Genomic DNA, 9763 nt, shown 5'->3' with positions numbered 1-9763 from the left:
GCCGGCCCGGACGGCGGCGGCTGGCGGGACGAGGCGGCGAACACGGCCGGCGGCGCCCGGTGATCCGGCTGCTGCTGGTGGACGACCAGCCCCTCGTCCGCGCCGGGCTCGTCCGGATCTTCGAGGGCGAGCCGGGTCTCGGCGTCGCCGGGGAGTGCTCCGACGGCGACGAGGTGGCCGCCGCGCTCGCCCGGGTGCGGGCCGACGTCGTCCTGATGGACGTCCGGATGAAGCGAATGGACGGCGCCGAGGCCACCCGTCTGCTGCGCGCCGCGCCCGGCGCGCCGCCCGTGCTGATCCTCACCATGTTCGACGACCCGCAGGTCGTCGCCGCCGCGCTGGCCGCGGGCGCGGCCGGGTTCGTGCTGAAGGACGCGCCCTGCGAGGAGATCATCCAGGCCACGCGGGCCGTCGCGGCGGGCAACGGCTGGCTGGACCCGGCCATCGCGCCGCAGGTCATGGCCGTCTACCGGTCCCGGCTCGGGCGGACCCCGCCGCCGTCCACGCTGGACGGGCTGTCGCCGCGCGAGCGCGAGGTGCTCGCGCTGATCGGCGAGGGCGCGACCAACGCCGAGATCGCGCGGCGGCTCAACATCGCCGAGGGCACGGTGAAGACCCACGTCGGGAGCGTGTTCGCCAAGCTCGGCCTCCGCGACCGCGCCGCCGCGGTCATCTTCGCCCTCCGGCACGGCCTCGCCTGACCCTGGCTTTGACCGGCCGTTTCTACGATCGGATCATGGCGGCACCGCGCGGCGCGCATCACGTCCACGGCTTCGGGAATGGAGCATTGTCGTGAGCGACGCCATCCTGGAGTACCTGCGCGGCCTGATGTCGTCGCCATGGATCTACGTGGCCCTGTTCGGCCTGTCCATGTTCGACGCGTTCATCCCGATCTTCCCCAGCGAGACGCTGGTGGTGACCGCGGGCGTTTTCGCCCACCACGGCAAGCCCTGGCTGGCACTGGTGATCGTGACCGCGTGGGCCGGGGCGTTCTGCGGCGACCACATCTCCTACTTCATCGGCCGCTACGCGGGCGACTGGCTGGAGCGGCGGTGGCTGCGCCAGGGCACCCGCAGGCGCGACGCCTACGACCAGGCCGGGCGGATCCTCGACAAGCGCGGCGGGCTCGTCCTGCTCATCGCCCGCTACATCCCCGGCGGGCGGACGGCCGCGACCCTCGTGATGGGCGCCGTGGACTACCCGCTGCGCTCGTTCTCCCTGTTCGACGCGCTGGCCACCGGCATGTGGGCCGTGTACTCCACGATGATCGGCTACCTGGGCGGCGCGGCGTTCCAGAACGACCCGTTCAAGGGCCTGCTGCTCGGCCTCGGCATCGCGGTGGGCGTCTCGGCGCTCGTCGAGGCCGGACGCTGGCTGTGGCAGCGGTTCGGGCCCGGCGGGAAGGACGGCGGCGACCAGCGCGAGGGCGCACGGGAGCGGGCCCCCGAGCACAGGGGCGGCTGACCCGGACCGGGTCAGCGGGTAGGACGGGACCCCCGGCGGCGGCCCATCCGCACCCCGCTCAGCACCAGGTTGATCAGGAAGATCACCACGCCGATGATCAGCAGGTAGAACAGCCCCTTCACCACGACGCCGACGATGCCCAGCGCGACCGCGATGAGCAGGATGAACAGGAACAAGGCCATGGCGTTCTCCTTCCTCGGCCGGCGTGCCGGCGGTCAGCGGCGGCCCAGCCGGCGCTCGTTCGGCCCCGCCTCGTAGGGCAGCTCGTAGTAGTCGAAGACGGCCTGCTCCTCGCTCGCGGGCAGCTCCCCGTCGGTGCCGATCGACGGGGCGTTCTTCACCTGCTTCTTGTCGTGCGCGAGCCGGACGTGCCCCGGGCCCAGCGTCGCCCCCGCGAGCGGCGCGAACACCAGCCGCTGCCGGGTGGGCAGCCCCACCTTGACGGTCGCGAAGGACGGCTGGTCGGTGGCGGTGTCGACGTAGACCGCCTCCAGCTCGCCGATCCTGCTCCCGGAGGCGTCGACCACGTCGTGCCCGCGCCACTGCCGAATGTCCTCGATGGCGAACATGTCCACATCCAGCCGTCAGGTCGTTCTCTCTTCTCACCTCGTCTACCCAGTCAGCGGCGGATATGTCGCCGCCCGGCCCCCGGACGGCTCGCCGCCGCCGAGCGCGTCCCCGGCGGTCCCCCCGCGGACGTACGCCGCCAGGCTGCGGACGTTGTCGTGCCCGGACAGGCCCATCAGCATCTCGGCGGTCCACCCGTCCTCGCCCAGGTGGGCGAGCCGGGAGCGGCGGAGCTGGTGCAGGGTGAAGCCCCGCCCGGCCGGGTCGAGCCGGCGGGTGGCCCGCCTGAACAGGAAGGCGGCACGCTGGTAGGACAGCCGGCCGCGGCCGGTCACCGGGCACACGTCGCCGGCCGCCGGCACGCGGGCGGGCGCGGGCCGCCGGTCGGCCAGGAAGACCGGCCCGCGCGGCCGCCCCTCGACCAGTTCGGCGAGCCGGTGCGTCGTGCCGGGCCGCCAGTGCAGCCAGCGCTCCCCGCCGTCCCGGGTGACGCGGCCGCGGTCGCCGGCCAGGTCGAGGTCCTGGACGTCGAGCGAGAGCACCCGCTCGGCGCCGGCCGCGGACTCGTACAGCACGCGCCAGAGCGTCCTCTCGCGCAGTGGCGCGTCATCGTGCTCCAGCAGCGCCTCGACGGTCCGGCGGTCGATGACCCTGATCCGGGTGTGCGGTTCGGGCCGCCGCTCGATGCGGGCGGTGAGATCGGCCGGGTCCCAGCCGCGCCGCTCCGCCCATGCCGTGAACGACCGCAGCGCGGAGCGGTGCCGGTTCCAGGTGCGCGCCGCGGCCCCCTCCCAGGCGGCGGCGAACACCGCGCCGACGCGTTCGGCCGTCATCGCGGAAAGCGGGACGTCGTCGCCGAACTCGCGGCGCAGCCAATGGACGGTCTGGGCGTAGGAGCGGATGGTGTCCCCGTCCAGGTCCCTGCGCACCAGGAAGGCCGCGACCGCCTCGCCCAGCGTCACGCCGGCCGCGGCACCGGGGCGCGCCCGCGGGGTCACGATTCGCCGCCGGGACCGCCAGCGGGCGAAACGGTCGCATGCCGAACGGCGGCGAATTCAGTCCCAACCGCCCGCTCAAAATAGAACACAATCTCCGCGAAAGAGGCGTCCAACACGTCCACATCCTTACAGGTCGCTGCTATCCGGTCGTTTCAGGAGACGGCCGGTCATCGAGACTGGACCTTCCCCGGGGCCCTCGCGCGAGAAACCTGGCCCGGCCGACAGGAAATGGTTCCATCGGTCGTCGGCGACGACGTTCGAAGGCCACGCCATGGCCGACGAGAGGGAATTGACTATTCCCCGTCACAACGCCCGCGGACCTAGATCAACTTCTGTTGCCATGGGCAGGACTTTACCGTTGGCAGGTTCTGTCCAATGTCATCGATGCGTAGCGTGATGCCTGTTCGAAGAGCGCAGCCAATTCGCCGTCCATTGAATAATAGGCAGCCCGGCGGCGCTTTTACATAAGGGCGCTCGATCGCCCGGACCCAGGGAAGGCAACCAATGTCGCAGTACAGTCTGACCGTCGTCAACAAGTCCGAGCTCGCGAAGGGCAGTCCGACCTTCGCGGTCATGGCGGAGCTTCCGGAGGCGCAGAACGGCGACGCCCTCAGCACCGCCTGGCTCACCCAGGTGATCCACCCGGGGAACTCCTACACCTTCACGTGGGACATCGAGTGGGGGTTCGCCTGGTCGGCGAGCGGGACCCGGCAGGACTACACCTGGAGGGCGAACGGCCACATCGCCGCCGACCCGACGTCGGCGTCCCAGTGCGCCGCGGAGTTCGACTACACCAGCGGGGACTTCATGCTGACCCCCGCGACCCACGTTCCGGCTCCGGACCACGACGCGCTGTTCATCAACGACAGCGGGGCGATCCCGAAGCCCAGCACCCAGCCCAGTTCGGTCGCCGTCACCCTCGACGGGCAGGCCGTGTGCGTCGTCGACGCCGGCCCGAACGTGCAGCACCAGTTCACGCTGCACCCCACCTACTACATCGTCGCCGGCAGCTACAAGCACTCCCAGATGGTCGACGCGGCCTCGCTCACGCAGCAGGCGGTCCTGTCGTACCAGTCGGGCATCGCGGACAAGACCGCGGTCCTCGACGGCCAGAACATCTGGCACATCCAGAACAGCAGCGAAGTCGACCTCTCCGGCGTCCTGCTGTCCTGATCCCGCCGGCCGAGTGAACGACGAGGACGCACGGTGCCCGCTCCGGACCTTCGATCCGGTGCAGCGCACGCCGTTTCCCGGGGCGGGCGCCGGGCGTCCGATCGCAATGGAGCACAAGGAGAACTCGATGGTGCAGTTGCTGCAGGGCAGGCCGCACATGCTCGACCAGACGAACCGGGCGGTGCGAAAGCACATCAGCGACCGGTGCGTTGATCTGGATTTCGCCGATCTGTGGAATACCGGCAACAGGATCGCGTTGTCGAGCGGGCGCAATCCCGTCAGCATTCACAATCAGGGCGTCGGTTTCGACGTCGTGGACAACACCGGCCACGCTTACGGCCGGGGCCAGCAGATCGCCGCCAAAGGCGGTAACGCGACGTATGCCGTCGTCCGGCTGGCGGACAGCCTGAAAGAGAACGGACAGGACCCGCACCACGCCGCCGCCGTGATGGCGGCGGTGCGGAACGCCTTGCAGCTCAGCGCGGGCAGCGATCCGGGGCACGTCTACCTGGTCGTGCCGTAGTCCTTTTTGCAAGTGACCAGACCATAAGAGACAGGAATTGAGTTCATGAGCACAGATGATGCGAACGGGCGTGCTTTCGCCCGCCCGCCGGCCGGCTTCGGCGCGGGGCTGCCCAGCGGCAGCGCGGAGATCTCCCCGCGGAGCCGGGGGTCCGCGGTCGCGCAGGCCGCCTCCGCGCTCGCTCCCACCCTCGGGACCGACGTGATCCCGAGCGCCGTGATCGACGCGCGGGAGGAGATCGCCGAGTCGATCCGGCTCGGCGGCGGCGCGCGGTCGGCGTCCGGGAACGCGCGGGGTTTCGAAGGAGAGGGGAACGTGCAGGGCGTGGCGATCGGGCTGGACGACCCGGCGACGACGACCGACCCCGGAGAACCGGTCCTCACCGTGTACGTGGCCGAGCCGCCGTCCTGCGACGACGACGTCCGGTCGGTGATCGTGGACGGCATGGGGGTCCGCGCGGCCGGCGATCTGCCCGTGCGCGTCGTCACGAGCGGCGTCTTCGAGCCGCTGGTGAACCGGGCGGCCGTCCGGCGGGCGCCCGGCGGGTTCTCGGCCACGAACGTCGGCTACGGCCTCGGCACGCTCGGCTGCCTGGCCGTGGGCGGCGACGACCCGCGCGACGAGCGGCTGCTCTGCCTCAGCAACAACCACGTCTTCGCCCTGTCGAACGAGGGCGGCCTCGGCGACTGCATCTGCCAGCCGTCGGTCAACGACGGCGGAACCTGCCCGGACGACCAGATCGCCGTGCTCGAATCCTTCTATCCGATCAGTTTCGGCGCGGGCACGAACTACGTCGACTGCGCCGTGGGCTGGTGCCTGCCGGAGGAGGTGACGCCGAGGCTCGGCGTCCAGACCGCCGAGGGTGTCGAGTACTTCGACATCAGCGCGCAGATCAGGGCGGCGGAACTGCGGATGCTGGTCGGCAAGTCCGGCCGGACCACGCAGCTGACCCGGGGCACGGTCGTGTCCATCGACTACAGCGGCTGGATCCCCTACGGGCCTCCGGGCGACGCCTACTTCGCGAACCAGATCATCGTCGAGGGCGCCGAGGGACGGCCGTTCGCCGCGACGGGGGACTCCGGGTCCGTCGTCTGGACCTGGGACCACCGCAGGCACCCGGTCGGCCTGCTCTTCGCCGGGTCGGGCAACTACGGGATGCTCAATCCGATGGGCGCGGTCCTGAACGCCCTGGACATCAACCTGTACGTGCACGGCGGCGCCGCGGCCGCGTAGCAGGACGCGAGAGGCGGGCGGGAAGGGCGACTCGGGAGCCTCCCATCCCCGCGGTAGATGGCGGCGGCCCCGCTGGGCCGCCGCCATCGGCGGTCGGGTTCACGGGCGCCGCATCAGCTCCGCCATGGCGGGCATGGAGGCGGGCAAGGGGGGCGATCTCATGCGTGTGCTGGCGGTTAACACCGTTCTTCCGGAACATCGCTACGACCAGCGGCAGATCACCGAGCGCGTGGCGGCGACGGTGAAGGCCGACCAGCGGCTCGTCGAGCGCTTCCACGCCGCGACGCGGGTGAGCGGGCGCAACCTCGCACTCGCGATCGAGGACTACGACCGGCTCACCGGCTTCACCGCCGCCAACGACGCCTACATCACCACCGCCCTGGACCTGGCGGAACGGGCCGTCGGGAAGGTCCTGGACGCGGCGGGCCTCGACCCTCGGCAGGTCGACCACCTGGTGTTCTGCTCTTCGACCGGCGTGGCCACGCCGTCGCTGGACGCCGCGCTCGCGCAGCGCACGGGCCTGCGCGAGGACGTCAAGCGGCTGCCGGTGTTCGGGCTCGGCTGCGCGGCGGGCGCCGCCGGGCTGTCCCGGCTGCACGACTACCTGCGCGCCTGGCCCGAGCAGGTCGCGGTGCTGGTCTGCGTCGAGCTGTGCTCGCTGACCGTCCAGCGCGACGACGCCTCGGTGGCCAACCTAGTCGGCAGCGGCCTGTTCGGCGACGGGGCCGCGGCGGTGGTGGCGGCCGGCGACGAGCGGGACACCGGCGGGCCGCCCCCGGACGGCCCCGGCTGGGGGCCCCGCGTCGTCGCGACCCGCAGCCGGCTCTATCCCGACACCGCCCGGCTGATGGGCTGGAACGTCGGCGAGCACGGATTCCGCATCGTCCTGGCCGCCGACCTGGTCGACCACGTCGAGGCGAGCCTGGCCGGGGACGTCGCCGCCTTCCTGCGCGACCACGGCCTGTCCCCCGGCGAGATCGCCTCGTGGGTCTGCCATCCGGGCGGCCCCAAGGTGATCGAGACGATCGCCGCGGCCTTCGGGCTCGACGACGGCGAGCTCGACCTCACCTGGGACTCGCTCCGCAAGGCCGGCAACCTGTCGTCGGTGTCGGTGCTCAACGTGCTGGAGGAGACGATCGCGCGGCGTCCGCGTCCACCGGACGCGCCCGGCCTGCTCATGGCCCTCGGTCCGGGCTTCTCCGCCGAGATGGTGCTGCTGAGGTGGTGATCGTCTGATCGCGTACGCCGTCCTGATACTGCTCGTCGCCGCCGAGCGGGTCGCCGAGCTCGTCCTGTCCCGGCGCCATCTCGCGTGGGCGCGGCGGCGCGGCGGCGTCGAGCACGGCCGGCGGCACTATCCGGGGTTCATCGTCGTCCAGCTCGTCCTGCTGGCCGGCGCGCCGCTGGAGGCGTGGCTGCTGAACAGGCCGTTCATCCCGGCGCTGGGGTGGCCGATGCTCGCCGCGGCCGTCCTCGCCCAGGGGCTCCGCTGGTGGTGCATCGGGACGCTGCGCGAGCAGTGGAACACCCGCGTGGTCATCGTCCCGGGCCTCCCGCTCGTCGACCGGGGCCCATACCGGCGCCTGCGCCATCCGAACTATGTCGCGGTCGTCGCGGAGGGCATCGCGCTGCCGCTCGTGCACACCGCCTGGCTGACGGCGTCGATCTTCACCATCGCCAACCTGGCGATGCTGAACGTCCGTCTCCGCGTCGAGAACACCGCGCTTCACCAGGCGGCCGAGGCCGCGACACCGCGGTGACGGCTCCGCGCTGTTGACCGCTTGTTTACGGAGCGTGCTCCGGGGTACCCGGCGTTCGTCGGTGGGCAAGGTCGTTTTCCGCGGGCGGGAGGGACGGGCAGTGGCGTTTCCGGGGGCGTCCCTGGCCAGGGCGGTGCTGGGCGTGCCGGTCGCCGCGGCGGACGCGGCGTCGACGCTGGCGGTCCGGGGTGCGGCGGCGGGCGCGCGGACCACCGCGGCGGGCGTCCGGACGACCGTCCGGATCGCGGAGGCGGGGGCGCGGAGCGCGGGCGTGCTGCCCGGCGAACCGGGCGGCTCCGCCGATGACCGGCCGGGCATGGTCTCGGCCGTCCGCGAGAAGGCCGACGAAAGCATGCGCCGCGCGTCCCGGGTCACCGGCACGTTCGCGGCGCTGGCCGCCGGCGGGCGTAGGCGGCGCGTGTGGGCGCACAACGGACGCGCCCACATCCAGGTGAACGGGATGGCCGGCACCGGGGACCACCACCGTCGCTACGTGCGGGCGCTGACGGAAGCGCTGCGCCGGCTGGACGGGGTGAACTGGGCGGAGGTCAACGCGGTCACCGGCCGCGTCCTGGTGACGTACGCGGAAGGCGCGGTAGACCCTGGCGCCCTGGTCGCCACCGTCCAGGACGTGGAGGAGGCGCACCACGCCGACGGGTTCGACGAGGACGCGCACGCGCCGCAGCCCGATGACGAGATGGCGTGGGCGGCGGCCACGTCCGCCCTGGTCGCCGACTGCGCGGGAGCGGTGGGCTCGGCGGTCGGCAGGCTGACGAGCCTCCCGCCGGTCCCCAGCCCGGTGCGGGCGGCGGTGTCGGTGGCCGATTCGCTGCCGCACGTCCGGTCGGTGCTGGAGCGGCGACTGGGCCTGCTCCGCGCCGACGCCCTGCTCGGCACCGCCAACGCCGTCGTCCAAGGCGCGTCGCAGGGGGTCGCGCCGCTGGCCGCCGACGCCGCGCACCGCGTCTTCCAGCTCTACGAGATCGGGGCGCGCCGGGACGCGTGGCGGCGCCGCGAGCCCCACCTCGCGGCGGGCGAACAGCCGCAGGTGGCCGGCACCCGGGCCGAGCGGCCGTGCCCGCTGCCGGACGGCCCGGTGGAGAAGGCGGGGAACCGGACGGCGCTCGGGCACCTGCTCGGCGGGGCCGGCGTCCTGGCGAGCACGCGGGACGCCTCGGCCGCCGCCGACCTGGTCCTGGCGACCGTGCCCAAGGCGGCGCGGCACGGACGGGAGGCGTTCGCCGCGGTGCTGGCGCACGACATGGCGGTCCGCGGCACGGTCGTGCTGGATCCCCTCGCCCTGCGCCGGCTCGACCGGGTCGACGCCGTCGTCATCGACTCCCAGGTGCTGTGCAACGGGGGACTGCGGCTGCTGTCGGCCGTCGCCACCGCCGACGGCATGGACGACGCGGACGTGTGGCGCGCCGCCGGCACGGTCCTGTCGGGCCGCGAGTCCGGCGACCTCGCCGGGCCCGGTCCCTGGCCCGCGGACGACAGCCGATGGCGCCTGGTGCGGGCGGTGGACGCCCCGTCCGGCGGCCCCGCCGACCCGCAGGGCGTCACCCTCGACCTGATGGACGGCCGGGACCGGCGCTGCGGCCGGGTGCGGGTCGGCTCGTCGCTCGACCCGCTGGCGGAGGCGCTGCTGTCGGTGGCGCACGAGGCGGCCGACGTGGTCGTCCTGACCGAGCACGCCAGCATCCAGGAGCTGGTGGCCTGGGGTGACGACTCCCCCGTCGCCGTCGACGACCTCGCCGACTCCGTCCGCGCCCTGCAACGCGACGGCCACGTGGTGCTGGCCGTGTCCTGCGGGCAGGACGAGGCGCTCGACGCGGCCGACGTCGGGGTGAGCGTGCTGCGCGGGCGCGGGCTCGCCGACTGGTGCGCGGACATCGTGTGCGGGCCGGGGCTCGCCGAGGCATGGCGGCTGCTCACCGCCGTCCGGCCCGCGCGGCGCGCCAGCGACCGCGCCGCCGAGCTGTCGCTGAGCGCGTCGGCGCTGGGCGCGCTGCTGATCGCCGGCCGCCGGCCCCGGCGCCGCGCGG

The 9763-nt window shown here is 73.1% G+C and carries 11 protein-coding genes; 8 read left to right on the top strand and 3 right to left on the bottom strand.

Going from position 1 to position 9763, the window contains the following annotated elements; genetic code table 11:
- Both ABD296_RS47855 and ABD296_RS47850 read left to right on the top strand, forming a co-directional pair.
- The coding region (locus ABD296_RS47855; RefSeq protein WP_344284651.1) for a response regulator transcription factor at positions 1 to 701 on the top strand (701 nt) is incomplete at its 5' end.
- Between the two features lie 91 nt (positions 702 to 792).
- Positions 793 to 1464, top strand: a complete 672-nt coding sequence (locus tag ABD296_RS47850) for a DedA family protein (protein WP_344284649.1) — start codon at positions 793 to 795, stop codon at positions 1462 to 1464.
- Between the two features lie 11 nt (positions 1465 to 1475).
- Here ABD296_RS47850 and ABD296_RS47845 read toward each other — a convergent pair whose 3' ends face one another.
- The 3 genes from ABD296_RS47845 to ABD296_RS47835 are packed head-to-tail and all read right to left on the bottom strand — an operon-like array spanning position 1476 to position 3029.
- Positions 1476 to 1646, bottom strand: a complete 171-nt coding sequence (locus ABD296_RS47845; RefSeq protein WP_344284646.1) for a hypothetical protein — start codon at positions 1644 to 1646, stop codon at positions 1476 to 1478.
- 33 nt (positions 1647 to 1679) lie between these two features.
- Entirely contained in the window at positions 1680 to 2033 is a 354-nt protein-coding gene (locus ABD296_RS47840; protein ID WP_344284643.1) for a PRC-barrel domain-containing protein, read from the bottom strand.
- 42 nt (positions 2034 to 2075) lie between these two features.
- Positions 2076 to 3029 carry a tyrosine-type recombinase/integrase gene (locus ABD296_RS47835; protein WP_344284640.1) on the bottom strand — a complete coding sequence of 318 codons (954 nt, stop codon included), beginning with the start codon at positions 3027 to 3029 and terminating at the stop codon, positions 2076 to 2078.
- 504 nt (positions 3030 to 3533) lie between these two features.
- On the opposite strand from ABD296_RS47835, the gene ABD296_RS47830 reads away from it, so the two are divergent.
- The 6 genes from ABD296_RS47830 to ABD296_RS47805 form a co-directional block, all read left to right on the top strand.
- Positions 3534 to 4202: a hypothetical protein gene (locus ABD296_RS47830; RefSeq protein WP_344284637.1), complete on the top strand. Its 669-nt coding sequence runs from the start codon at positions 3534 to 3536 to the stop codon at positions 4200 to 4202.
- Positions 4203 to 4215: 13 nt separating this feature from the next.
- On the top strand, positions 4216 to 4725 hold the full coding sequence (locus ABD296_RS47825; RefSeq protein ID WP_344284636.1) for a hypothetical protein: 510 nt from the start codon (positions 4216 to 4218) through the stop codon (positions 4723 to 4725).
- Between the two features lie 45 nt (positions 4726 to 4770).
- On the top strand, positions 4771 to 5958 hold the full coding sequence (locus ABD296_RS47820; RefSeq protein ID WP_344284634.1) for a Nal1-like putative serine protease: 1188 nt from the start codon (positions 4771 to 4773) through the stop codon (positions 5956 to 5958).
- Positions 5959 to 6118: 160 nt separating this feature from the next.
- Positions 6119 to 7186 carry a type III polyketide synthase gene (locus ABD296_RS47815; RefSeq protein ID WP_344284631.1) on the top strand — a complete coding sequence of 356 codons (1068 nt, stop codon included), beginning with the start codon at positions 6119 to 6121 and terminating at the stop codon, positions 7184 to 7186.
- 226 nt (positions 7187 to 7412) lie between these two features.
- Positions 7413 to 7718, top strand: coding sequence for an isoprenylcysteine carboxylmethyltransferase family protein (locus tag ABD296_RS47810; RefSeq protein WP_344284629.1), 306 nt, complete (start codon positions 7413 to 7415; stop codon positions 7716 to 7718).
- Positions 7719 to 7818: 100 nt separating this feature from the next.
- Positions 7819 to 9763: heavy-metal-associated domain-containing protein (locus ABD296_RS47805; RefSeq protein ID WP_344284625.1), on the top strand; the 1945-nt coding region annotated here is incomplete at its 3' end.

The sequence above is a fragment of the Actinomadura napierensis genome (genome assembly GCF_039529375.1).
In the GTDB taxonomy this organism is placed as follows: Bacteria; Actinomycetota; Actinomycetes; order Streptosporangiales; family Streptosporangiaceae; genus Spirillospora; species Spirillospora napierensis.
This window is presented reverse-complemented; position numbering and strand designations above follow the sequence as displayed.

Excerpts from the sequence above, each read along its gene's own strand:
- ABD296_RS47845 (WP_344284646.1), bottom strand. The coding sequence starts at position 1,646 with ATGGCCTTGTTCCTGTTCATCCTGCTCATCGCGGTCGCGCTGGGCATC.
- ABD296_RS47840 (WP_344284643.1), bottom strand. The coding sequence starts at position 2,033 with ATGTTCGCCATCGAGGACATTCGGCAGTGGCGCGGGCACGACGTGGTC.
- ABD296_RS47830 (WP_344284637.1), top strand. The coding sequence starts at position 3,534 with ATGTCGCAGTACAGTCTGACCGTCGTCAACAAGTCCGAGCTCGCGAAG.
- ABD296_RS47820 (WP_344284634.1), top strand. The coding sequence starts at position 4,771 with ATGAGCACAGATGATGCGAACGGGCGTGCTTTCGCCCGCCCGCCGGCC.
- ABD296_RS47815 (WP_344284631.1), top strand. The coding sequence starts at position 6,119 with ATGCGTGTGCTGGCGGTTAACACCGTTCTTCCGGAACATCGCTACGAC.
- ABD296_RS47810 (WP_344284629.1), top strand. The coding sequence starts at position 7,413 with ATGCTCGCCGCGGCCGTCCTCGCCCAGGGGCTCCGCTGGTGGTGCATC.